This window comes from Variovorax sp. LjRoot130, from assembly GCF_964253755.1.
Classification (GTDB): Bacteria; Pseudomonadota; Gammaproteobacteria; order Burkholderiales; family Burkholderiaceae_C; genus Variovorax.
On sequence record NZ_CAXURM020000002.1, the window covers coordinates 1,078,576 to 1,101,992 of the forward strand.

General features: G+C 63.9%; 16 protein-coding genes and 5 pseudogenes. 7 read left to right on the forward strand and 14 right to left on the reverse strand.

Annotated features, from left to right (window positions below):
- The first annotated feature begins 5 nt into the window (after positions 1 to 5).
- The 5 genes and pseudogenes from ACSQ86_RS34975 (at position 6) to ACSQ86_RS34995 (ending at position 3,719) form a co-directional block, all read left to right on the forward strand.
- The gene (locus tag ACSQ86_RS34975) at positions 6 to 812 is read left to right on the forward strand and encodes an ABC transporter permease (protein WP_436297393.1); all 807 of its coding nucleotides are present in this window, start codon (positions 6 to 8) and stop codon (positions 810 to 812) included.
- Positions 799 to 1,878, forward strand: a complete 1,080-nt coding sequence (locus ACSQ86_RS34980) for an ABC transporter ATP-binding protein (RefSeq protein WP_436297394.1) — start codon at positions 799 to 801, stop codon at positions 1,876 to 1,878. Before ACSQ86_RS34975 ends, ACSQ86_RS34980 begins: the two co-directional genes overlap by 14 nt.
- A gap of 70 nt (positions 1,879 to 1,948) precedes the next feature.
- Positions 1,949 to 2,062, forward strand: a pseudogene (locus tag ACSQ86_RS34985) (ketopantoate reductase family protein); the annotation flags it as partial.
- Between the two features lie 28 nt (positions 2,063 to 2,090).
- Positions 2,091 to 2,852: a ketopantoate reductase family protein gene (locus tag ACSQ86_RS34990; protein ID WP_436306630.1), complete on the forward strand. Its 762-nt coding sequence runs from the start codon at positions 2,091 to 2,093 to the stop codon at positions 2,850 to 2,852.
- A gap of 192 nt (positions 2,853 to 3,044) precedes the next feature.
- On the forward strand, positions 3,045 to 3,719 hold the full coding sequence (locus ACSQ86_RS34995) for a GntR family transcriptional regulator (RefSeq protein ID WP_436297397.1): 675 nt from the start codon (positions 3,045 to 3,047) through the stop codon (positions 3,717 to 3,719).
- Between the two features lie 30 nt (positions 3,720 to 3,749).
- Here the strand turns inward: ACSQ86_RS34995 and ACSQ86_RS35000 are convergent.
- From ACSQ86_RS35000 to ACSQ86_RS35015, 4 genes and pseudogenes are all read right to left on the reverse strand, one after another.
- Positions 3,750 to 5,251, reverse strand: a pseudogene (locus ACSQ86_RS35000) (PHA/PHB synthase family protein); the annotation flags it as partial.
- Between the two features lie 551 nt (positions 5,252 to 5,802).
- Positions 5,803 to 8,511: a diguanylate cyclase domain-containing protein gene (locus ACSQ86_RS35005; protein ID WP_436310751.1), complete on the reverse strand. Its 2,709-nt coding sequence runs from the start codon at positions 8,509 to 8,511 to the stop codon at positions 5,803 to 5,805.
- Positions 8,512 to 8,808: 297 nt separating this feature from the next.
- Positions 8,809 to 11,844 (reverse strand): bifunctional diguanylate cyclase/phosphodiesterase, encoded by a 3,036-nt coding sequence (locus ACSQ86_RS35010; protein ID WP_436310752.1) that lies wholly within the window; start codon positions 11,842 to 11,844, stop codon positions 8,809 to 8,811.
- A complete protein-coding gene (locus ACSQ86_RS35015; protein WP_436310753.1) occupies positions 11,841 to 12,950 on the reverse strand; it encodes a TRAP transporter substrate-binding protein in 1,110 nt (369 codons plus the stop codon). Before ACSQ86_RS35015 ends, ACSQ86_RS35010 begins: the two co-directional genes overlap by 4 nt.
- Before the next feature lie 363 nt (positions 12,951 to 13,313).
- On the opposite strand from ACSQ86_RS35015, the pseudogene tnpB reads away from it, so the two are divergent.
- Positions 13,314 to 13,613: pseudogene (gene tnpB / locus ACSQ86_RS35020) on the forward strand (IS66 family insertion sequence element accessory protein TnpB); the annotation flags it as partial.
- A 33-nt stretch (positions 13,614 to 13,646) separates the two neighbouring features.
- Positions 13,647 to 14,725, forward strand: a pseudogene (locus tag ACSQ86_RS35025) (MFS transporter); the annotation flags it as partial.
- A 148-nt stretch (positions 14,726 to 14,873) separates the two neighbouring features.
- On the opposite strand, the pseudogene ACSQ86_RS35030 reads toward ACSQ86_RS35025, so the two are convergent.
- The 10 genes and pseudogenes from ACSQ86_RS35030 to ACSQ86_RS35075 form a co-directional block, all read right to left on the reverse strand.
- Positions 14,874 to 15,308: pseudogene (locus ACSQ86_RS35030) on the reverse strand (NAD(P)(+) transhydrogenase (Re/Si-specific) subunit alpha); the annotation flags it as partial.
- Between the two features lie 107 nt (positions 15,309 to 15,415).
- A complete protein-coding gene (locus ACSQ86_RS35035; protein WP_436306625.1) occupies positions 15,416 to 16,405 on the reverse strand; it encodes an isochorismatase family protein in 990 nt (329 codons plus the stop codon).
- Entirely contained in the window at positions 16,405 to 16,599 is a 195-nt protein-coding gene (locus ACSQ86_RS35040; RefSeq protein WP_309974565.1) for a 2-hydroxymuconate tautomerase, read from the reverse strand. Before ACSQ86_RS35040 ends, ACSQ86_RS35035 begins: the two co-directional genes overlap by 1 nt.
- Position 16,600: 1 nt before the next feature.
- A complete protein-coding gene (locus tag ACSQ86_RS35045) occupies positions 16,601 to 17,281 on the reverse strand; it encodes a hypothetical protein (RefSeq protein ID WP_436306624.1) in 681 nt (226 codons plus the stop codon).
- Between the two features lie 9 nt (positions 17,282 to 17,290).
- A complete protein-coding gene (locus tag ACSQ86_RS35050; RefSeq protein WP_436306623.1) occupies positions 17,291 to 18,643 on the reverse strand; it encodes a dihydroorotase in 1,353 nt (450 codons plus the stop codon).
- A complete protein-coding gene (locus tag ACSQ86_RS35055) occupies positions 18,640 to 19,530 on the reverse strand; it encodes a dipicolinate synthase subunit DpsA (protein ID WP_436306622.1) in 891 nt (296 codons plus the stop codon). The genes ACSQ86_RS35050 and ACSQ86_RS35055 overlap by 4 nt, the downstream gene beginning before the upstream one ends.
- Positions 19,527 to 20,615, reverse strand: a complete 1,089-nt coding sequence (locus ACSQ86_RS35060; protein WP_436310754.1) for an NAD/NADP octopine/nopaline dehydrogenase family protein — start codon at positions 20,613 to 20,615, stop codon at positions 19,527 to 19,529. The genes ACSQ86_RS35055 and ACSQ86_RS35060 overlap by 4 nt, the downstream gene beginning before the upstream one ends.
- A gap of 8 nt (positions 20,616 to 20,623) precedes the next feature.
- On the reverse strand, positions 20,624 to 21,412 hold the full coding sequence (locus ACSQ86_RS35065; RefSeq protein WP_436306620.1) for an ABC transporter ATP-binding protein: 789 nt from the start codon (positions 21,410 to 21,412) through the stop codon (positions 20,624 to 20,626).
- Positions 21,413 to 21,472: 60 nt separating this feature from the next.
- A complete protein-coding gene (locus ACSQ86_RS35070) occupies positions 21,473 to 22,297 on the reverse strand; it encodes an ABC transporter permease (RefSeq protein WP_436306619.1) in 825 nt (274 codons plus the stop codon).
- Positions 22,298 to 22,316: 19 nt separating this feature from the next.
- Entirely contained in the window at positions 22,317 to 23,252 is a 936-nt protein-coding gene (locus tag ACSQ86_RS35075) for an ABC transporter substrate-binding protein (RefSeq protein WP_436306618.1), read from the reverse strand.
- Positions 23,253 to 23,417 lie beyond the last annotated feature (165 nt).

The window sequence follows — 23,417 nt, forward strand, 5'->3', positions numbered from 1 at the left end:
TTGAGATGAATGCTTCCTTCCTTCGGATTTCCTTCAACGCCGTCGTCGTCATCTTGCTGGTGTGGATACTCTTGCCGCTGGTGGCGATCGTGGCGGTGTCCTTTGGATTTGACGCCGCGCTGAGTTCGACCCAAGCCCTGACTTTCAAATGGTACACAGCGGCTTGGGAGGTCGCGTCATTCCGCTCGGGCATCTTGACCAGTGCCTTAGTGGCGTGCTGTGCGACCCTTGTCGCAACTGTCGTCGGCGTATCTGCAGCCATCGGATTGAACCGCTGGACTTCAAGCTGGAAAAGCACGGTCGATATGGTCCTGCTTTTACCTGTCCTTGTGCCCGGTCTTGTGACCGGCATCGGCCTTCTGGAAGCGACCGCGCTTGCCGGTTTCGACCTTGGCCACGGCCGGCTGATTGCTGGGCATGCATTGGTCATCATGCCCTATGTCATCCGCACCACCTACTCATGCCTGATGACGCAAGGCAATACGCTTGAAGAAGCCGCGCGCACGCTGGGGGCGAAAGAGCTGCGCATCCTGCTGGAAGTGACGCTGCCCCTTGCGCGTCCCGGCATCATCGCGGGCATGGTATTCGCCTTCATTATTTCGCTCGACGAAGTTCCCGTTTCCTTATTCCTCGCGGACGCCCGGTCCAATACCTTGCCGCTGGCCGTTCTGTCATATCTCCAATACAACTTTGACCCGGCGATATCGGCGATATCGGCGGCACAAGTCATCTTGACCGTCGCTGCCGCGCTGCTTCTCGAGCGGATGTTCGGACTTAAAAACCTGTACGGAGCAGAGCATGGCCGCGCTTGAGTTGATGAAGGTCGGAAAAATCTACGATGGTTATCCGGTGGTTGACGGCATTTCCATCACGGTACCTTCCGGTGAGATCCTTTCCTTGCTGGGCCCCAGTGGCTGCGGAAAAAGCACGACGCTGCGCATGGTTGCCGGACTGGCGAGCGCGGATGAGGGAAAAATCTTGATCGGTGGCCATGACGTGACCAACAAGGCGGCGGCCGAGCGGGAGATCGGCATGGTGTTCCAATCGCTCGCCTTGTTTCCACACATGACCGTTGCAGAAAACGTCGGATTCGGCTTGAAATGCAAGAGTTTGAGTCCGCGCGATCGAACCCCAAAAGTCAACGCTGCACTCGAACGCGTGCGCTTGGGCGGCTTTGAAGAACGCATGCCCGGTCAGTTATCTGGCGGGCAGCGCCAACGCGTTGCTTTGGCCCGCGCCATTGTCACCGACCCGAAACTGTTGCTGCTGGATGAGCCCTTCAGTGCGCTGGACCGCAAGTTGCGCGATGAGATGCAACAGGAAGTGCGCGATGTCATTCGGTCTGTTGGCATCACCGCCCTGTTCGTCACGCACGATCAGGAGGAAGCCATTCGATTGAGTGATCGGATTGCGGTCATGCAAGGCGGAAAAATCATCCAGATCGGATCGCCACGCGACATCTACGAGCGGCCGAAAACACAGTTCGTGGCGGAATTCGTGGGGTCGCCCAACCTTCTGCCCGTCAAGCTGGGTACGAACTTGACGACCTTGGACGGTATCGCCCTCGAGCCTTGCGACGCCGAAGTCCATCAAACGCGCGCAGCAGGCCGATATCTGCTCAACGTGCGCCCGGAACGCGTGCGCCTGCATGACGAAGCACCCGCCAACGGGCAACCAGTCACCGCGACGATCAGCTCATGGGTTTATGAGGGCGGATTCACGACCTATCGCGTGGCACTCGCGGGCAGCCCAGGTGTCACGTGGACGGTGCGCGAGGCGACCAGTGAGGCGGCTGAGCCCAGGGTAAAGGGGCAGCCTGTGTTTCTTTCTTGGAACAAGCGGGATGCGCACATGATCGCGGATCAACAGGCGGCCTAACGCAGGCTGCATTACGCGGGCCGACAACGTTACATCAATTTCCCGGAGAGTGAACATGCGGGTTGTCGTGATGGGCGCAGGCGCCATCGGATTGCTATACGGCGGGTGGCTGCAGAAGGCCGGCGCCGATGTTTGCTTCATCGCGCGCGGAGCGCGTTTGGAGGCCCTGCGGCGCGGGGCCTATCGTCGCCACGGGCCGCCTTCGGTTTGGATTGGACAAGATCGAGGTCGTCGAGGATCCGGCACACGCCAAGCCTGCGGATGTCGTGCTGCTTGCGGTCAAACTCTACGACGTCGAAGCAAGCGCCAAGGTGGCGCTTGCGGCGTTGAAGCCCAACGGTGCCCTGGTCGCAATCCAGAATGGCATCAACGTCTATCGAACGCTCAAGCCCTTGTTGCCAGCCCGGCGCGTTGCGATCGGGTCTGTCTATTCCGTGACCAAGCTGCTGTCCGCCACCGAAGTGACTTACGGCGGAGCGGAGCGCGCCATCCTGGGCAACCCGGAATGCGCACTCCCGCCGGTCGTCGAAGAGATGGTCGAACATTGGAAGGCAGTTGGCGTCGAAGCAAGGATCGCAGCCGACATCAATGAAGTTCTCTGGACGAAATTTGTGGGTTTGGCGACGGGCGCCGCCATGAATTGTCTTTCCAGATTGCCTGCGGGCGTGATTTATCACGACCCCGATCTGGTAGAGATCGTGCAGCAGTCGATTGCAGAGGTGATCGACGTGGGCAGCGCTGTGGGGATCAAACTTCCAGCAGGCACCGCAGAGAACACCCTCGCCTTCCTGAAGTCCTTCCCACCGGATGCCGTGGCATCGATGCGAATTGACCTCGACGCAGGCAAGAGACTGGAACTGGACGGCATAAGCGGCGAGTTGGTCCGTCTTGGCAAGGAACATGGCGTTCCGACGCCGATTCACAAACTTGCCTACGCGGTGCTCAAACATTTCGGGATGGAAGGCCCACATTGAACAGGGCCTGATCTCGGTCCGCGCCGACTCAGCATGTCTGCCCTATGCCCTGGGCGATCAGGCCATGCTGTCGTTACAATGCTGTTTTGTCGATAAAAATAAATTCCGCCTGAACTTTGCCCAGTGCCCGACGGACACCCGCGTTGCATTGACAGCCAGGCAAATTCCGCAGCCCTGATGGAGACCAGAGCGATGAACGACAGCTTAGTGGACGTCGCCGAGCAACGCTTGCGGCACGACATCGTCAACAGCGTGTTTGAGGCGGGAGCAAAGCTGCGCGTTGAAGAGTTGAGCCGGCGTTACACGATGGGCGCGACCCCGGTGCGCGAGGCGCTGTCGCGGCTAAAGACCGAAGGGTTGGTCGAGCTTTCCAACAACCGCGGCTTCCGTGTCCCGCCGCTCACGTTGGAAGACTTGATCGACATTGCAGTCAGTCGCGGAATCGTCGAGAGCGAAGCTGCCATGGATGCGATGCTGCACAAGGACGAAGAGTGGGAGATCAATCTCATTTCCGCGATGGAGCGCCTGCGTCGCAGGGCAACCGCCGACTTGGCAATACCGGAAAATCACGCTGCGCTCTTTGATGCCCATCATCAGTTCCACGCGGCGATGGTTGCAGGCAGCCAATTGAAGCGCCTGCTGGTCGTGCAGGCATGGCTGGAACAACAGCAGAGCCGATACTTCCGCCGCCTTCCGGCTGCAGCACCGGGCTGGAGCGCCCAATTCGTTGCGAGCCACGAAGACCTCCTGGCACTTGCGCTGGGCGAGCGTGATCGTGCGGATCTGTTTGCAAGCGCGTTGCGAAAGCATGCGCTGCTGTCGACCAAAACGCTTGGGAATGGCGATGTGTTTGGTGTTCGGGAGTAGACCACTTCGTTTCGGGGTCGGTGTGCTGCTGGCCACCGCTCCAGTAGCTGCGCTTGTACTTGCTCGCAGGATTGATGACGCCGGCGATGTGGCCGCTGGCGCCGAGCACGAATTGCGACGCGCAGCCGGACCAACTGCGTCGTCGCGTAGGCCGAGCGCCACGGCACGATATGGTCTTCCTTGGTCGCCAGCACGAAGCTCGGCACGTCGATGCGCCCGAGGTCCACCGGCGTGCCGCACACCGTCAGCTTGTTCGGCACGAGCAGATTGTTCTCGAGGTACATGTTGCGCAGGTACCAGGAGTACATAGGACCAGGCAGGTTGGTGGCGTCGGCGTTCCAGTACAAAAGGTCGAAGGCCTCGGGCTGTTTGCCCTTCAAATAGTTGTCGATGACGTTGGGCCAGATCAGGTCGTTGGCGCGCAGTGTCTGGAAGACGAAGCCGAGCTCGGCGCCGGGGTAGATGCCACCCTTGCCGATGGCTTGCTCGCGCTGCCGAACCCCCTGCTCGTCGATGAACACGCCCAGGTCGCCGGGCTCACGGAAGTCGAGCAGTGTCGTCAGCAGGGTCAAGCTGGCCACGGACACGTCGCCGCGAGCGCGCAGTACGGCCAGCGCAGACGACAGGATCGTGCCGCCGACGCACCAGCCGACGGCGTTGACCTTGTCTGCACCGCTGACTTGATGCGTCACAGCGATCGCCTTCATGGCGCCGCGCTCGATGTAGTCGTCCCAGGTGAGGTGGCCCCAGCTGGCATCGGTGTTGCGCCAGGACACCAGGAAAACGGTCTGCCCCTGCTCGGCGGCATAGCGCACGAACGAGTTCTCGGGCTGCAGGTCGAGGATGTAGAACTTGTTGATACAAGGCGGCACGATCAGCAGCGGGCGTGCCGCCACCTGCTTGGTCAGCGGGGCGTACTGGATCAACTGGAACAAGTCGTTCTCGAAGACCACCGACCCTTCGGAGACGGCGACGTTGCGGCCGACTTCAAAGGAGTTCTCGTCGGTGATCGTCAGGCGTCCGTTGCGCAGATCGGCCAGCAGGTTGGCGAGTCCGGCGCGCAGGCTCTCGCCAAGGGTCTCGATGGCCAGCTTGAGCACGTCGGGGTTGGTGGCCGTGAAGTTCGCCGGACTCATGGCGTCGATGAGCTGGTTGGCGTAGAAGCGCAGCTTGCACTTGGCCGCATCATCGAGGCCGGAGGTCTCGACGACATCGTGGATCAGCCGAGAGTTGAGGAGGTAGCTCTGCTTGATCAGGCTGTACACCGGCTTCTCGCGCCAGTCGCTGCCGTGAAAGCGCCGGTCGCCACGATCGGGCGCAACGAGCGGCTCGGCAAGTGCGCCGGCGCCGCTCATCATCTGCGACCACAGCATGACCTGCTGCTGGAAGTGGTTCAGTTGCAGCCCGACCAGCCGTGCAAGGTTGCTCTCGCTGGGCGAGCCCCAGGCCTGCTGGCCTGATGGCAGCAGGCTTTGCCCGAGCTTCAGGAAGCCCTGCACGAACTCATCCGGCATGTTGAACGGCAAGGTCACGTTTCGCTCCTCTTGCGAATGTCTCGGCGCTCGCGCAGGTCTATGAGGGGTGATCTCGGTTTTCATGCACTTTGTGGCGCCCCGGTCCGCCCTGAATCGCTCCCTGATCTCCTTTGCTTCGTCGGGCAGCAGGCTGAAGAACCGGGCGACATCGAACTCGGACAGGGTCCGAGGAAGCCGGTCGGCGCCGACGAAACGCAGGTGGTAGCTGGACACGGGGGTCTCTTGCGGTTCTGGCTCCGGGCCAGGGTAGCCAGCGACGAAGCACCGGAATTCTGCGCTTCCCGGCAGGGCTGCGGAACCGGGGCGCCACAAAGTGCATGAAAACCGAGATCACCCCGGACAGGCTCCCGCCATGGCCAACGCTCGCCTGCCACTCTGGTAGCCCCGCTGCCAGGTACGTTCCCGGGATTCGCATCGCCCTCGCTGCTTCGACGCTCCTGGAGATCAAAGCCCAATTGCCGCACCGTCCGTGGAGGGAACCGAGCGATCATCAGCGTATGCTCCATGCGGCAAGAGCGAAAAGTCCCAGCATCTCGTGCCTTGCTGGTCTAAGTCGCATGCACTGCACTGCGAGCCATTGCGAAGCGATCGCGCCCCGCCGCCTTGGCGTTGTAGAGCGCGGCGTCGGCTTGCGCCAGCAACTCTGCCGCCGTGAGCGGGCCCTCGCCAGGGCGGCTGAAGGCAACCCCGATGCTGCTTGTGACCTCCAGCAGCTGGCCGTCGACCTGGAACGCCGGCTCGCGAATCCCCTCGACGATCTTGCCTGCTATCAGCGCCGCAGCATCCTCCGAGTTGATGTCCTCGAGCACGATCACGAATTCGTCGCCCGCCAGGCGCGCCACCATGTCCGAGCTTCGCAGGCTCTCATGCAGGCGTCTTGCAAATTCCACTAGCACCTCGTCGCCGCTCGCGTGCCCGAGCGTGTCGTTGATGGACTTGAAGCGGTCCACGTCGAGGAACATCAGGGCGAGCGCGCTGCCGGTACGCCTGGCGCGCGCGATCGTGTTGGACAGGTATTCGTTGAAAGCAAGCCGGTTCGGAAGGCCGGTGAGCGTGTCCACGCGGGCAAGCTCGATCAGCTTGCGCTCCACCTGCTTGAGCGCCGTGATGTCGAGGCTGAGCGAGAAGATGCCGTGGGTTTTCCCGTCTGCGCCGATGTCCGGCACGTAGATGACGTGCGTGATGCGATCGAAATCCCCGCGCTTGGTCTCGGCCTCGAACTCGACCCGCTCGCCCGCCAAGGCTCGCTCGATCGTTGCCTTGCGGACGAGATAGAGATCGGGGCCGGCGATGTCTTGGATGTGCTTGCCCACCAGGGTGGAGGGTTCCACACCGAGCCATTCCCGGTAGGTGCCATTGGCGAAGGTGATCTTCTGGTCGCGGTCGATGTAGGTGATCAGCGCCGGCATGTTGTCCGTGATCGTGCGCAGGCGCTTCTCGCTTTCAATCACCCGCAGTTCCGCCTCCTTCAGTGCCGTGATGTTGAAGGTCATCAGGTAGAAGCCCAACACCCTTCCCTCCGGGTCCTTGTCCGGGATCAGGTTCACCTGGAAGTAGCCGTCCTTGCCGCGCAGCGGGGCATGCACCGGGAAACGCACGGGCTTTCCAGCAAGAACGCTGGGGAGGTGTGGCTCGTGTTGCGCGTATACCGCATCGCCCACGGAAGAACGCAGGGTCACGCCGCCGGGCGTTCCATCGCCAAGATCCGCCATCTGCCGCGCCCGGCTGTTGCCGTAGAGGAAATTCTCCCCGCGATCGAAGTACCCGACCAGCGCAGGGATGCTGTCGGTGATGTCTCGCAGCCGCTTCTCCTGCAGACCTAGCGCCTTCTGGGCGTTGACTTCATCCGTGATGTCGAAGGTCATCGCGAAGATGCCCTGGACCGTCCCCCCCGTGTCCCGGTCGGGGATGAAGTGCGTTTTGTGGGTCCGATCGCCGAGGCCGCGTGCCGGGTCCCCGTTCTTTTCGAAGACGACCGTCTCCCCCGCGAGTGCGCGGCGGTAGTGAGGCTCGACGACGGCAAATTCCTCCGCGCCCCGCACCTCGGCCACCGATCTTCCGATCAGCCCTTCGTTGCCGTGCAGTGCCCTGATCTGCGCGTTGACGAAGGTGTAGTGCAGGGAAGCGTCCACATGCGAGACCAGCGCCGGAATGTTGTCCGTGATGGTGCGCAGCCGTGCCTCGCCGGCGCGCTGCTGCTGCATCAGCTGGTCGAAGGTGCGGGCCAGATCGCCGATCTCGTCATGGGCATAGGTGGGCGGCGCACGCGAGGCCGACACGTGATCGTCTTGCGCCACGCGCATGTGCAGGTGCAGTTCGGCCAGGGGCCTGAGGTGCTGCCGCACGAAGGCCAGTCCGAGTGCCCCTGCGAGCAAGGAGAGGGTGAGCGCGCCGGCCCATGCGACCCGCGCGACGGCTTCGATCGGCGCGAAGGCTTCGCTGCGCGGATACATGGCGCCGACGATCCAGGGGGTCTGCTGGATGCGCTTGAACGAATAGAGGCCCCGCAGGCCTGCCCGGTTGGACCCTTCGGCCGTGCCCTCGAAGCCGGCGAGCGCCTGGTCGGTCTCGCTGTCCTCGCCGCCATCGGCGTTGAACTGCGTCAGGATGAGCGACTTGCGAGGATGGTCGATCACGATGCCGTCGGTGGTGATGATGAAAAGGTAGCCGGCGGCGCCGAACTTGATGTCTGCAAGCTCGCCCAGGAAGTTGCGCTCTCCCAGGTTGATTGCGCCGGATATCACGAACTGCAATTGCCCGGCGCGGTCGAGCACCGGCTGCGTGATTGCAACCTGGGCTTGGCCGTTGAGGCGGTTGCTGTACGGCTGCGAAATCCTGCCCGCCTTGGATGCGACGGTTTCCTTGAAGTACGTCCGATCCGCGATGCTCACCTGTCCCATATGAGGCGAGGCGTTGAGGCTTGCGACCAGCCGGCCGTCGGTGTCGAAGAACGCGACATTGGCGAAGGCTTCCCGCAGCGATGCGTGCTCTCCGAGAAAAGCCTGCAAGGCCTCGGGATCGGCGAAGGCATGCGACCTCGTGCTATCGGCGAGGGTGTTCAGCAGCGTTCGGCGGCTGACGAACTTCTGGTCCACCGCGTCGGCGATCGCAGTGACGCGGGCGAACTGCTCGTTCGCAATCGACGACTGCCTGCTGAACTTGACCAGGTGCAATGCGACCGTGGCAACCGCCAGCGTGGCTGCGAGTACCACCGCAGCGACGCCGAGGCTGAGGCGCGTGTTCAGGCTGATGCGCATGTTCTTACACAGGGAGGTTTCGTGGTGATGCGCGCGTTGCGGCACGGCGGCCAGCGCGCCATCGCGTCCCGCGCGAGACCTTCCTCGATCTGCGCGGCTTGCAGGGGCTCCTGCGACCACAAAGGCCATGACACCCAGGCATGGGTCCCGTCGAGTGCCCTACGATGGTTCCGGATCCATACGCAAAGTAGCATCAAGGTCCGAGCTCCTGCACTCCGGCGCTCCTGGTTGACCGGCTTCGGCCGCCCCAGCGGCCGAAGCGGCTCCTGTTGCAAATCGGCCCGCGGCGGTCTGAGTTCATCCCACCATCTCGAGGTCGAGCTGGGCTTCGAATTCCGGCAGCGGCACCGGCTTGCTGAACAGATAGCCCTGGAATAGCGTGCAGCGATGCTTCTCGAGAAAGCCGAGTTGCTGTCGCGTTTCAACGCCTTCCGCCACGACCTCCAGCTCTAGGTTGCGCGCCATGCCGATGATGGTCTGGATGATCGATTCGACCTTGGGATCGATGCCGATGTTCTGGACGAAGGACTTGTCGATCTTGATCTGGTTCAGCGGAAGCTGCGTCATGTAGGAAAGTGACGAATAGCCCGTGCCGAAATCGTCCAGCGAGAAGCGGATGCCCATCGCAGCGAGCGACTTCATCTTCTCGATGGTGCCCGTCACGTTGTCGTGTACGAGGCTTTCGGTCAGTTCGAGCTTGAGTCGTGTCGGGTCGGCGCCCGTCCGGCTGAGCACCTCCCGGACCTGCTGCACGAAATCGCTTTCCCGAAACTGCCGCGCACTGACGTTGACGGCCAGCCCCAAGTCTCGCCGACCGGGATGATGACTCCAGCGTTCCAGCTGCTCGCATGCTGCCTCCAGGACCCACAAACCCAAGGGCACGATCAACCCGGTCTCTTCGGCCAGGTCGATGAAATTGAAGGGCGGCACCATGCCTCGCGTCGGGTGCTGCCAGCGCAGCAAAACCTCCGCGCTCACGATCTGACCGCTCGAGGTCACCTGGGACTGGTAGTGCAGCAGGAACTGATCACCCGCGAGCGCGGAGCGCAACTCGCGTTCGAGCGTCGCGCGAGCCGTGATCGTGGCCTGCATCGGCGCCTCGAAGAAGCGCATGGCGTTTCCGCCGGCAGTCTTGGCGTAGTACATGGCAATGTCGGCCTGCTTCAGCAGTGCTTCGAGCGACTGCTGCTGGCCATCGAAGAGCGTGACCCCCATGCTGCAGGTGCCGTGGTACTGGTGGGCGCCAAGGAGATAGGGTTGGCTGAGTTCGGCGAGCATCGCCTCGCCGACGCCCGCGGTCTGCCGCAACGCCACGTCCGGGTCCTCGCCGAGGCTTTGCAGCATCATCACGAACTCGTCGCCGCCGAGCCGGGCAAGCGTGTCGCCATTGCGCGTATTGGCGTTGAGCCGCGTCGCCACATGCTTGAGCAGGACGTTGCCCGTCTCGTGGCCATGGGCGTCGTTGACCAGCTTGAAGTTGTCCAGATCCAGGAACAGCAGGGCGCCGTGCCGGCCATGTCGTGCATTGGCGTCGATGGCCCCCTCCAGCCGATTCAGCAAGAGCCGACGATTGGGCAGGCCCGTGAGAACGTCATAGAACGCCAGGTGCTCGATCTCCCGGGCTGCCAGCTTGGTATCGGTGATGTTGCGCAGGATGACGATGAAGCGCGGTTCCTCCTCCTCGTCAAGGTACTTGCGCGACACCGAAATCTCGAACCATGTCGCTCCCTGCGCGGCGGGACGCTCGAACTGGCGGCCTCGAGAAAAGCCCACCGTATGGGCTTCGTGAAGCGCTGCCATCACCTCCGCCGCGCCCTGCGCGGGCAGGAACTCGCTCAGCAGCCTGCCGACGGGGTCCTGGGCGTCGACGACGGAGGGCGCGGCGCGCGGCGCATGGAACAGATGGCAACGCCCATCCAGCCCGGCTTCCAGCAGCAGGTCTGGCAACGCATCCAGCGTCGCCTGCAACTGCGCCTTGCTTTCCACGATGGCGGCGGTATGCCGCCTTTTCTCGGTGACGTCGCGATACACGCACACGAGCCCGCCGTCGGGTGTGCGGCTTCTGATGCAGACGATGATCTGGCCGCCGGGCAAGACGATCTCCTCTTCGCCCTGCGCCCCGCTCGCCAGAGCCGACTCCGCGCCGCCGTCTGCGTGGCGCTGGCTCTCAGGACCCCCACGGCCCAGGCGCGCGGGCGTCTGGTCCATGACGCACTGAAATGGCAGGCCCGAAGCGATCGTCGCCTCGGCCCGGGGAAAGATTTTCAGGAAGCGCCGGTTCCAGGTCACGATGTGATCCTGCGCATCGAGCAGCACGAAGCCATCCACCATGGACTCCAGCGCCTGGTCCAATGTTGATTTCGAGCGCACAAGCTGAGCGCTGGAGCGCCACAGGCGCCGCAGTTGGATGTGGGCGAAGCAGCTGACCAGCAGGATCATCAGCGCAAAGCTCAGCGCCGTTCCCAGGATGAACGAGCGCTGCGCGCGCCAGTCTTCCAGCACAAAACTGAGGGGGATGCTCGCGACGATCAGCAGGTTCCGGTGCAGCGTGGGACGTGCAACAACAATGGCCTGCTCGCCGCTGAGGCGCGCGGCCATTCGCATGGCGCGTCCGTCGCTGGTCTGCTCGCTCAGTGCCGGCAGGATGGCGCGACCCGAGCGATCGTCGTGCGCAGGCACGCTGGCCAGCAACGGCCCGGCATTGCGCTCCAGCGTGACCTGCAGCCCCTTGATGTCAGCACCCTGCGTAAGGATCGTGGTCAGCAGGGAAGTCGGCACTTCGGCCACGGCCATGATCGTGCTCCCGTCGGACAGCCGCATGCTGCGGGCAAAGTAAAGCACCTGCTGCGAGCTGAACTGACTGATCGTCGGCGTGCTGATGTCCAGCGTCGAGACGGACTGTGCCGCAACGCGCTCCAGGAACTCAGGGGGCACTTGCACCGTCAGCTTGTCTCGCCGTCGATCGGATGACGACAGCACGGCGCCGTCCGGCCGCAGAAGAGCAATGTGCCGCACCAGCAGGTTCTGGCGCACGACCGCATCCAGCAGCTGCAAGGCGTCGGGTCTCAGCGCGTTCGTTGCCACTGTTGCTGCAGTGGACGACTGCAGAAACTGTCCCTGGACGGCGAGGAGCATGTCGATGCTGAGCAGGCCGCGATTGAGCGCGGCTTCCGATCCGCTCACGAATCGCATCGCCAGGCTCTCGCTGTCGGACATCGCCTTCTTGCGCATTTCCCATGTCATGATGGTGGCGCTCGAAAGGATCCCGAGGAGAAACAGCGTCGCCACACCGTAGATGAATGCGGTGGTGCGGCGAGGCAGGCGCCTGTTCACTGTGCCGGCGCCTTGATTCCCGTCGCCGGTCCGACGGTCTGGGTCCATACCTGCGCGCAGAGGGAGCCACAGCGCTGCAGCCACTTGGCCAATACCTTCGTCGCGAAGATCTCCCTCCCGCGCTGTTGATCTTCTGCGGAGGGGCGCGCCTCGACCATCGCGCCTCTCCTGTCGGGTGTGCATGCGGCGGCACCGGTGTTGCACGCCACGCCCTCACTGGTCTCGCGCGCCGACTCGGTCCACACAGCGGCTTCGAGCTTCGGAAGCTCGCGTCGCAACAGCGTCTTCAGTTCCGTCGGCAGCGCATTCCAGGCATCCTTGTTCGCGCCGAAAATCGCAAGCCCCCAGTTGATGGGCATCGTGTAGATAGAGCTCGTGACGCGATGCAGCCCCAGGGTGTTGCCCGACATCGCGCCGGTGATCGCGCAGTCCGTGTTGCCCGAGTTCATGTTGGACATTAGCTCTGAGAACTCGGTGAAGACCGGCGTGCCGTTCAGCGCCCGGACGAAATCGGCTTGCGCGGCACCCGAGACGCGGATGCGCCGGCCCGCCAGGTCAGTCAGATGCTTCATCTGCTGCTTGCAGAAGACGACCTGCGCCGGATAGACGTAGATCGCGAGCAGCTCCACGTCGTGACGTTCGCGCAAGGTGCTCTCCAGATACGGTCGGAATGCACTGACGACACGCCGCAGCGATGGCATGTCCGCATTCAGGCCCGCCAGGTCCGGCGCCCCCAGCTCGGCATGGTCGTTGGAGATCTGGCTCAGCAGCGCCGTGCCGAACGGAACCACCCCCAGCTTCATGAGGTTGAGCATTTCCGGCCCGGGAACCCCGGCCTGGTTGAACGGAACGATGCTTGCGCTGTACTTGCCGCCGCTCAGGCGGGCCAGCTCCTGGTTCCAGAAGGGCTCCTCGTGCCGCGTGTATTGACTCACGCTGGCGAGTCCGCCGACGACGCGAAGCCGCTGCGCAGATGCAGCTTGCGCGGCAGCGCTCGCAGACGTGAGGCTCAGCACCAGCGCGCCGAAGTAAACCAAAAGCGTGCATCGTCGGTGGAGTGTGCAGTTGCGTAAGGCCATGGCGAAATGATGGTGCAATTCGAGCACCTACGGCCAGCCTTTCTTGCAGGGCCCGCGTGCATTTTTTTGCAGAGGCCGTATTGCAACTGCCTCAGGCAAGCTCGCATTGGCTCTGTCTCGGCGTCGGGACTGACAACAGGTATAGCGTTTCGCCTACGACCTTCTTTTCGAAGCGCATGGGTCGTGTCCGCCCATCGGACGCGCTTGATGATCCGTGATTCAAGAGAAAGTTCTAACGCGCGTCGGACCTTAAGTCGATGATTGCGCTGTCGGTCAGCTTCTTGATATCGGAGCGTCGGCTCACTATGTGCGCGCCTAATCGGTGGTATTGGCATGGTGATGACACAGGCAACAGCTACCGACTCTGGTGCAGATGTCGAGCCGACTGCCATGTTCCGCCTCGACGAGGGGCTGAAGGTGTACCTGCACCGCGAGCCGGTGGACTTCCGCCTGAGCATCAACGGCCTGGCAGTGCTGGTGGAGCAAGCCCTTGGCCTGGACCCCTTCGCCTCGTGCGCATACGTGTTCAGCAACCGCCGGCGCAATCGGGTGAAGATCCTGGGGTGGGAGCGCAACGGCTTCTGGCTTCTGATGAAGCGTCTCGAGGAGGACAAGTTCATCTGGCCCTCGGCCGAGGTGGTTCCCACGCTGACAGTGGAACAGCTGCACTGGCTGCTCGATGGAATCGACATTGGCGTGGTGCAACGCCACCCCCATCTGCGCTACGGATGGCGCATTCCGTTCCTTGCGTCTATCTTGCTCCTTGCCGTGTCGGTCTGGATTCGGCTCAGCCTGAGGGAGTCTCCGACCTTTCAGAAAATGAAAGCCGAAGGCCGCACGTCCAAGGCACCTCTGTCTGAAGCGTTTGGCCAGTGGGGCAATCTGAAGCTCGTGTTGATCGCGCTGTTCGGGCTGGTGATGGGGCAATCGGTGATTTGGTACACCGGTCAGTTTTACGCGCTCTTCTTTTTGCTTGGTCCGCTGAAGGTTGATGGCACGACGGCAAGCATTCTGGTGGCTATTGCCCTGGCAATCGGTACGCCGTTCTTCATTTTCTTCGGCGCCCTGTCCGACAAGATCGGTCGCAAGCCCATCATCATGGCCGGCTTTCTGCTGGCTGTACTCACCATATTCCCGCTGTTCAAGGCTCTGACGGCAGCGGCAAACCCTGACCTCGCTGCAGCTCAAGCAGCATCCCGTGTGACAGTCACTGCGGATCCAGCTGATTGCTCCGTGCAATTCAACATGACGGGTATTTCGAAATTCACCAAGTCATGCGACATCGCCAAGCAGCTTCTCTCGGCCAACTCTGTGAGCTATGACACGGTGGCGTCGACGGGGGTAGCCAAGATAACAGTTGGAGATCAAATTATCGAGTCGTACAGTCCCGCTAGCGTTTGGCCGGAGGACCTCAAAGGCCGCTAGATCGCTTTCAAGAAAGATGTAGCGACTGCCCTGTCGCGCAGCGGATATCCTCTCAAGGCGGATCCGAACAAGATGAACAAGCCGGTCATCGTAGCGATCCTCGCCCCCCTGGTGATCTATGCCGCCATGATCTACGGCCCCATGGCAGCAACTCTCATCGAACTGTTCCCTACACGCATCCGCTACACGTCGATGAGCGTGCCGTATCACGTGGGGAATGGTTGGTTCGGTGGACTGCTTCCCGCAAGCGCCCTCGCGATCGTTTTGGAGACATGTTCGCCGGACTCTGGTACCCCGTTGTAATCGCATCGGTGGCTTTGGCTGTTGGCATTTTCTTTTTGCCAGAGACGAAAGACGTCGACATTTCACGTGAGTGAGCGCGTGAGTTTGGTCCTGAATCGCCCGGGATTTTGTGGAGGCTCAACTCGTCCTTACCCCTATCGTTCGTGCCGGGTAGGTCAGCTTAAAGTCCAAACGCGGCCCTTCCGGCCATTTTTCGGCGCACGCTCGTACAGGCCTGCCAGTCGCCGCTATCAGCACGGCCTTGTAGCCGGCGATGTTGGCCTGGCTCGACAGCACGTCCATGCTCTGCGCGCGCGTGGTGCGCGGCGCGGCCTCGAGTACGAAGCCGGTGAGGCCGGCCGTCGCGAGCCTTGGCAGGCCGGCGGCATCGAAGGGATTGAGCATGCCGATGACGACGGTGCCGGGCTTCATGAGCGCCGCCTCGGCATCGCTCGGCGCGCGCACCTTGAGCACGATGTCGGCGCCGAAGGCGCCCGCCGCGTCCGTGATCTCGGCGCCGGCGGCCTGGTAGGCCGCATCGGTGACGCTGGCCACCACGCCGGCGCCGGACTGGATGCGCACGGTGTGGCCCTGTGCAACGAGTTTCTTGGCCGTCTCCGCAGTGACGGCCACACGGGTTTCGCCTGGCGCAGTTTCGGCCGGCACGCCAATCAGCATGGGATGTTCCCCTGGAGTTGTAATCAGACACGGCGATGCACGGCCCTCATGGCCGTGCATCGCCTGGCGGAAGGAGCCCGCGCCTGCGGGCGTATGCTGGCGACCGCTCAGGCGGTCGCGCCCACCTGGTACAGCTCGACGCGCGTGCCGTCGGGATCGGTCACGTAGATCGTGAGCCCGTAGGGTCCGTCATGCAGGTCCTGCTGGAACTCGACATCGGATTTCTTCAGCTTGTCGCGCAGCGCGCGCACGTCGTTGACTTCGAAGGCGATGTGGTCGATCTGCCGGTGCGACGGCGCACGCCCGCCCACGACGGCCACGCCTTGATGGAAGGCGGTGAACGGCCTGCCGTCCGCGAGCGGCTTCGCCGGTCGAACCGAGAAGCCGAGCTGGTCGACATAGAAGCCCACCGAACGCGGTACATCCTGCACCATCAGCAGCATGTGGCCGAAACCGAGCGTGCGGGGGGCCGACTGCGCATCGATCCATGCGCGCATCTCCTTCGAATCGGAGATCTCGCAGAAGTACTGCTTCCAGACCTGCTTGGCGGTCGCTTCCCATTCGCCTTTGACGCCGGAGATGCAATCGTCGAGCGCCACCACGTCGTAGTCGCGCAGGTAGGCCTCGCGGATGCTGGTCTCCACGCAGGCGTTCGTGGTGGTGCCGGCCACGAACAGGGTCCGGGTTCCGAGCATCTTCAGCATCATCTCCAGGCGCGTCTCGTAGAAGGCGCCGAAGCGGTGCTTGCGGATCACGTAGGCCGGATTGACGGCGGCGAGCGGCTTGAGCTCCTCGACGATCTCCTCGTCCCAGGTCCCCGCGAGCGCGGAGACCTGCTTGCGCCGTGAAGTGTGGCCGGCCAGCTTCTTGCGGGCGCGGCTCGCATCGACCGCGAAGTGTTCCTGCACGGTCCAGATCACCGGGATGCCCGCGGCCTGGCAGCGCGGGATCAGCTCGGCGAGCGTCGGCACGATCGCCGAGAGGCGCTTCGTGTCAACGCCCGAGATGCCGAGGGTGCCCTTGTCATGGATGAATGCGTTCTGCAGGTCGATGACTAACAGGGCCGAGCTGCGCGGATCGAGAGTGTCGAGTGTCATCAGTTTTCCTTCATGTCGATGCCGAGCACGCCGTCGCGTCCCCAACTGTCCTTGGGCGTGTCGTGGATCACCACGTGCAGGTGGTCGGGCTTGCAGCCCGCATGGTCGACCATGGCCTGCGTGATGGCCTTGACCAGGTTGCGCTTCTGCTCGACGGTGCGGCCCTGCCACATTTCGACGATCACGAATGGCATGTCATTTCTCCTTAGGTTGGTTGCCGGCCCAGCGAGGCACCGGCGGCGAAAAGCCCGTGACGAAATCACTGCCGGCCCGATCCTCGCCACGCATCAGCCAGAGCGGACGGGTTGTGTAGTTGATGAGTGGCTGCTCCTCCATCGCCACCCAGTTGGCGAGCGCGCGGCCGTCGCGCACGAAGTGGCTCGTCGCCGGCATGTAGCGCAGCACATAGAGCGGCGACAGCGGATCCAGCGCCGGCAAGCCCTCGCGTGCCATCTGTGCAAGGTCCATGCAGGTCGGGGGCCGCGCGGCACTGGCCGCCGGCACCAGCACCACCGCGCCCTGCAGCGGCATCGCCGGCCAGTAGCGGCCCTCCCGACCTTCACCGACAAAGCGCTGGTAGGCCGCGGCCTCCAGGTACAGCTCGGTGTCCCACAGGACGATGTCGGGACCGATGAGGGCTTCCACGCCGTCCAGGATCTCGGGGTCTTCGCAGAGGTCCAGCAGCAGCCAGGGATCGACCAGCGCGGACCCGTGGCCCCAGGGGTTGTGCATGCCGGACAGGCGCTCCCGTCGCAGGCGCTGCGGGCGCTGCGCGAGGTCGCGCGCCGCGGCGTGCAGCGCGTCGATGCGCTCGCCCAGGCTGCGCGCGGCCGGCGCAGCGCTGCCCCTCATCGGCGTGTCAAGTCCGGTTTCCATGTTCTGCGGTCACGAGGCGGGAACGGAGAGGCAGCGTCCTCGCCCGAAGTGGCTCTCGTCGATCGCCCCGTTCTCGTAGAGGACCGCGCCTCGGGCCACGGTGAGCACGGGCCAGCCCTTGAGCTTCCAGCCCTCGTAGATGCAGGTGCCCTTTCCGGTGTGCTTGACCGTGCGCTCCTCGTCGAGGTCGACCAGCACCATGTCGGCATCGAAGCCGACCTCGATGTTGCCCTTGCGCGGCCAGAGGCCGAAGCGGCGCGCAGGATTGGCGGAATTGAGCTGCACCAGCCGTGAAAGCGGCAGGCCACGCTGGTGAACGCCAAAGTGCAGCATCAGCGAAAGTTCCCAGGGGAAGGAGACCACGCCCGGCAGTTCGCTCCAGAGGTCTTCCAGCTTCTTCGGCAGGAAGGGGACGTGATCGGTGCCGAGGCTGTAGACGGAGCCGTTCAGGACGCCACGCCAGAGGCCCTCCTGCTCCTCCTTGTCGCGCAGCGGTGGTGAGATCTTCGCGCGCATGTCGAGGTCGCTGTCGTAGGCCGTGCGCGTGAGGTAGTGCTGGCAGGTCTCGACCGTGACGTGCACGCCGCGGGCCTGCGCCTCGGCGGCGAGCACCGGCCCCATGCCGACCGACGTGTGGACCAGGTGCAGCGAGCAACCCGTGCGCTCGGCCAAGAAGATCATGCGGCGGATCGTCTCGACCTCGCAGAAGGCGGGGCGTGATTCGGTGTAGGCGCCCAGGTCCTGCCGACCCGTCGCCTTGATCTCGTTCTTGAGCCACGAAGCGATCTGCGTGTTCTCGCAGTGGACGTTGATCACGCCGCCGGGAATCTTCGCCAGGATGCGCATCGCTGCGTACACCCAGCCGTCGGTCGCGGGAACGATGCCGATCGGGTTGTCGGGCTCGTAGCCGAAGTAGCACTTGAACGAGCGCACCCCGGTCTTGGCGACGATTTCGGGGATCTCCGCGATGTGCTCCTCGCGCTGAATGCCGAAGTGGAACCCGAAGTCGATGATCGAGTTCTCTTCGCCGACCGCCTTGCGCTCCTCGTAGAACGGCAGATAGGAAGGCTTCAGGTTGCGGATATACAGCAGCGCCGTGGTCACGCCGCCCGAAGCCGCGGCGGCCATCTCCGTGCGCATGTCTTCGGCATAGGGGTACTTGACCCCGAGGTGGCAGTGCGGGTCGATGAGGCCCGGCATCAGCACGCGGCCACCGGCGTCGATCTCGCGATGGCCCCTGGGCAGGGCGCTGTCGGCGCCCGTCAGGATGATCTTTCCGTCCTTCACGGCCACACCGCCGTGAAACTCTCCGTCGTGCCGCACCACGCGTGCGTTGCGAATCACCAGGTCGGCTTGGCTCATTGGATTCCCTTCAGGATGTCGTCGATGCGGCGTCGCACGCCACTCCATTGGCTGCGGCCCACGGTGATGGGCGCTCGCGCGCCGAGACCGCGCGCCCAGACGAACTTGAGGCCCAGTTCCTGCGCTGCATCGCGGTCGATGCCCCCTGGAGGCGCGGCCAGATCGACCAGCAGGGCGTGCGGGGGCAGCTTCTCGAGCAGCTCGCGCCCGAGCACGCGCGCCGGCACGCTCGCAATCACGATGTCCGTGTCGGGCAGCACGTCCGCCAGCGCTGGCAGCTCGTGCGACTCGGCGCCGGCGGCATGCGCCGCGGCGCGCTGCACGGCATTGCGCGCCGCGACGTGGACGCGCGCGCCGAGCGCCAGCAAGGTGTGCGTGACCAATGACCCGATGGTGCCCTGCCCCACCAGGCACACCTTGGCCTTGTGTATCGTGATGTCGGTGTTCTCGATCAGCACCTTGAGCATTCCTTCGACGATCGCCGGCCCGCGCAGCAGCATCAGATCCTCGTCCCACTCGTACTCGTGCAGCGTGATGCCGATGGCCTCGCAGTGCGCCTTGAGCTTGGCGTCGGCCCAGCCCAGGACGATGTGGCCGGGGCGGCGCATGCCGCCGAGCATCGCGCTGTCGGGAATGATGCGTTGCGCGCACTGGGGCGCGAACAGCGCGCCGTCGGGCGCGATGCCGGGAATCGGGAAGAGCGCGATATCGGCACCTTCCAGAGCTTCGCGCGCATTGGCCGTATGCCGAACCCCTGCGATGCCCTGTTCGGGCCACGGGAAGCCGTAGGCACGCACCTGCGCCCCCGCGGCCACCGCGCAGCGAGCGATCTCCTGTTCTCGGCGATCGCCGCCGACGATCGCGATGACGACTTGATCCCAGTTCATGGCTGCCTCACATGTTGTAGAAGTTCGTTTCTGGACATTCCTTCGATCCCCATCGCCTCAGCGGTGCGCCCGCCCTTGACGTAGTCGATGCCGACCAGCGCTTGCGCCAGCGTGAAGAGCGATCGCGCTACCGGCGTGGCGACGCCGGCGATGGCCGCTAGTTCCAGGAACGGCAGCAGGCCATGCCCGAAGTCCTCGCGGTAATACCGGTGCTGGAGCGAGTCGGGGCCCTTGATGCGCTTGTTCGCCTCGCCGCCCGCGATCGCGGCCATGAAGTCCTGCGTGTTGTCGACCGAGGACTCGACCGTTCCGATCAGCTTCATTTCCTCGATCAGGTTGGGCAGCTGATGGCCAAAGGCGGCGGCGACCGCGAGCCGTTCGTCGTCGAGAGCGCGCATCGTGCGCGACACGCCGGGCGTCATGGCCTGGACGTAGAAGGTGAAATCGCCTTGCGTCGCCTCGACCCACGCGGCCGCGAGCACCGCGCCTGGCGGATGAAGAACCAGATTGGCGTTGGCGAGCGCGGAGGCGAGCACGTCACCGACGGGCGAGGCCCCCGGGAACAGCGCGCAGGCGGCGGCCAATGCCGCATCCCCGCCCGGCAATGCGGCCGCACGCACCTGGCGTGCACGTCCGGTGACGGTCACGCTGTCCGCCTGGTACTTGCGCGCCACGTAGGTCAGGGTGGAGAACTCGGCGATCGGCGGCAGGTCGGCCCGCACTTCGCGCCAGGCATGGGCGAACTCCAGCGCACCGCCGGTGTGGCCCGGGTTCAGCACGACCGGCCGGTTCACGGGCCAGCCTGCAGCGGCCAGCGCACGAGCGACCGGCGCGTGGGAGAAGGTCGGAAGCGTCACGACCGCAACATCGGCGCCTTCGATCGCGGCCTTGAGGTCGGCGGTGATCAGGCGCGGACGTGCGATTCCCGTGCCGAGCACGCCGTCGTGGCGAACGCCCTGGAGTGCCTGAAAGGGCGCGAGCGTTTCGGAGGATCGGTTCCACAGAACCACGTCATGGCCGGCCTGCGTGAGCTCGGCGACGGCCGCGGCGCCGCCGGCGCCGGCGCCCAGAATTGAAACTTTCATGCTGTGCCTCAGTGAGCGACCAGGACGCCCTTGGATTCGAACATCTCCCGCACCTGGCGCACGTGGTGCTGGAAGGCCGGGTTCTCGTGGATGCCGCTCCAGCGGCGCGGGCGCGGGATATCGATGGTCAGGTCGAGATCCACGCGGCCGGGCCGCGGGGACATGACGATGACACGGTCCGCAAGGAATACCGCCTCGTCGATGCCATGCGTGATGAACAGAACGGTGTTGCGCAGCCGCAGCCACATGGTCTGCAGATCCATGATCATCTGCTCGCGCGTGAGCGCGTCGAGCGCGCCGAAGGGCTCGTCCATCAGCAGCAGCCCCGGCTCCTGGATCAGGGCGCGGCAGATGGCCACACGCTGGCGCATGCCGCCCGAGAGCTCGAACGGGAACTTGTTGTCGAATCCCTGCAGGCCGACCTGGGCAAGCAGCTCGCGCGCGCGGCTGGCGCTGGCCGCCCGGTCCAGCCCCTTGATCTCGACCGGCAGCAGCACGTTGTCGATGATGCTCCTCCAAGGCAGCAGCAGGTCGGACTGGAAGACCACGCCGGCCTTCGGATGCGGCTTGACGACCTCGTCGCCATCGATGCGCAGTCGGCCTGAGGACACGGGGGTCAGCCCGGCCAGCAGCGACAGCAGCGTGCTCTTGCCGCAACCGCTGGGCCCGACGATGGCCACGAAGCTGCCGGGTGCGATGTCAAGGTCGACCCGGTCGAGCGCCTTCACGTCGTCGCCGGCGCGCACTTCATAGGTCTTGGACACGCCCTCGATCCGTACATTGGCTGCATTACTCATGGCGGCCCTCCGGTTGACCGAGGGATATGGCCTGCATGGATGGCACGGCGTCGCGTTTCATCATTTGGCACTTTCGCGTTGATAGGAAACCTTGGACTCGATCAGCGCCAGAACGAAATAGAGCAGCACACCGAGCAGGGAGATGGTGACGACAGTGGCGAAGTTCAGCGTCGTGTCGAACTGTGAGTTGGCTTGCAGCTGCAGATAGCCCAGCCCGCGTTCCGCCGCGATGTACTCGCCGATGATGGCGCCGATCACGGCCAGGGAGATTGCCACCTTCAGGCCCCCGAAGATGCTCGGCAAGGCTGCGGGCAACCTGACCTTGAAGAAGGTCTGCCATTCGGTGGAGCCCATCGAGCGCACCATGTTGACCAGGCCCTTGTCGAGGGACTGCAGGCCGACCACGGTCGAGATCACGATGGGAAAGAAGGAGATCAGGAACGCCAGGCTGATCTTGGGCCACCAGCCATAGCCGAGGTAGAGCACCAGGAGAGGCGCCAGCGCGATCTTCGGCACCGTCTGTAGCGCCACGAGCAGCGGATAGACCGCGCGTTCGAAGGCCTTCGAATAGAAGATTGCCAGCGCCAGCGGTATGCCGATGAACACGCCGGCCAGGAAGCCCGCGAGCACTTCGAGCAGCGTGATGTACGAATGGGCGGCCAGGAGATCGAAATCCGTCACCATCCGCTTGCCGATCGCCAGCGGCGTCGGAAGCACGAATTCCGACAGGCCCAGCAGCGGGACTGCGAACTGCCAGACGAGCAGGATGGCCGCGGCGAGCAGCACGGACGCGTAGCGCTCCGTGAAGCTGCCGCTGGCGGCTCTCTTCTTGGGCTTGCGCACAGCGGGCATCGGAACGGCCTGGGAATGTTTGAGTTGAGTCATGCATGGACCTTTGCTTGGTTCACTGGGCAGGCAGCAGGTCGTTGGTGAAGAAGGTTTCGACGGGCTTGGGCGCCCCGATCGCTTCGTCCGTCTTGAGAAGATCCAGCGCCTGCGAGATGGCCTTGGCATCGATCCATCCGACCGGCTTTCCGGGCACGGACGGGACCGCGTCCATCGTCGCTCGTACCTGCGCCTCCACGACATCCTGCGGCGGGCTGCCCTGCCAGGCCTTCATCAATGCTGCCGCGGCGGTCTTAGGTTCCTTGCGCGTTACGGCGATGCCTTCGTTGACCGCTGCCAGGTAGCGCCGCAGAACGTCGGGCCGCTTGGCGATCGCCGCATTGCTCGAGACCGCGGCGAGACCAGGGATCGCAAGACCGTTCTGCGCCAGGTCCAGGATCGTGAACTTGGTGCCGACCTTGGCTTCGAGCACCGGCAAATCGCTGGTGCGATAGAGGCTCACCGCGTCGACCTGCTTTTGCAGGAACTGCGGCACCCGCGACTGCGCATCCATCTGGACTTTCTTGACCTTCGCGCAATCGATGCCGTTGACCGCGCAGAAGACCGCCAAGTAGGAGGTTCCCGTTTCGCCCACCGAGTGTGCGACCGTCTTGCCTTCCAAATCCTTCGGTTGCGCGACCGGCTTGTCGGGCTGCGAGACCAGCACGACCGGCGTGCGAGGATGGTAGAGCGCGACGATCTTGACAGGCATGCCCTTCTGGATGGCAGAGACCGCGAAGATTGCGGGCATCACCACCACGTCTTCCTGTCCTTGCAGCAAGGCCCCCAGCGCCGCCGGCGCCCCCGCTCCCTCGCCCATGCGAACGGCCAGGTTCTTCGATGCGTAAACGCCCTGCTCCTGCGCCAGATAGAGGTGAGCGTACTCACCCTTGAGCTTCCAGCTGAAGCGAACGTTGACCGGGTCTGTCGCCCACGCGGTGGAAGTCGAGACCATGAGGGCTGCCAGCGCAGCCGCTCTGAGGTGGCAGCTCAAGGAAATGCCGGATTGCAGGAGTCGCATGGAATACCGCCCGTGACGTTGAGGTTTGAAGAATCAGCCCTTGCCCTCGCAGCCCCGGGGGCTTAGGGTTCGACTGGGGTAGATGTAAACTCGTCTTGA

Excerpts from the sequence above, each read along its gene's own strand:
- ACSQ86_RS34975 (WP_436297393.1), top strand. The coding sequence starts at position 6 with ATGAATGCTTCCTTCCTTCGGATTTCCTTCAACGCCGTCGTCGTCATC.
- ACSQ86_RS34980 (WP_436297394.1), top strand. The coding sequence starts at position 799 with ATGGCCGCGCTTGAGTTGATGAAGGTCGGAAAAATCTACGATGGTTAT.
- ACSQ86_RS34995 (WP_436297397.1), top strand. The coding sequence starts at position 3,045 with ATGAACGACAGCTTAGTGGACGTCGCCGAGCAACGCTTGCGGCACGAC.
- ACSQ86_RS35005 (WP_436310751.1), bottom strand. The coding sequence starts at position 8,511 with ATGCGCATCAGCCTGAACACGCGCCTCAGCCTCGGCGTCGCTGCGGTG.
- ACSQ86_RS35035 (WP_436306625.1), bottom strand. The coding sequence starts at position 16,405 with ATGACACTCGACACTCTCGATCCGCGCAGCTCGGCCCTGTTAGTCATC.
- ACSQ86_RS35040 (WP_309974565.1), bottom strand. The coding sequence starts at position 16,599 with ATGCCATTCGTGATCGTCGAAATGTGGCAGGGCCGCACCGTCGAGCAG.
- ACSQ86_RS35045 (WP_436306624.1), bottom strand. The coding sequence starts at position 17,281 with ATGGAAACCGGACTTGACACGCCGATGAGGGGCAGCGCTGCGCCGGCC.
- ACSQ86_RS35050 (WP_436306623.1), bottom strand. The coding sequence starts at position 18,643 with ATGAGCCAAGCCGACCTGGTGATTCGCAACGCACGCGTGGTGCGGCAC.
- ACSQ86_RS35055 (WP_436306622.1), bottom strand. The coding sequence starts at position 19,530 with ATGAACTGGGATCAAGTCGTCATCGCGATCGTCGGCGGCGATCGCCGA.
- ACSQ86_RS35060 (WP_436310754.1), bottom strand. The coding sequence starts at position 20,615 with ATGAAAGTTTCAATTCTGGGCGCCGGCGCCGGCGGCGCCGCGGCCGTC.
- ACSQ86_RS35065 (WP_436306620.1), bottom strand. The coding sequence starts at position 21,412 with ATGAGTAATGCAGCCAATGTACGGATCGAGGGCGTGTCCAAGACCTAT.
- ACSQ86_RS35070 (WP_436306619.1), bottom strand. The coding sequence starts at position 22,297 with ATGACTCAACTCAAACATTCCCAGGCCGTTCCGATGCCCGCTGTGCGC.
- ACSQ86_RS35075 (WP_436306618.1), bottom strand. The coding sequence starts at position 23,252 with ATGGTCTCGACTTCCACCGCGTGGGCGACAGACCCGGTCAACGTTCGC.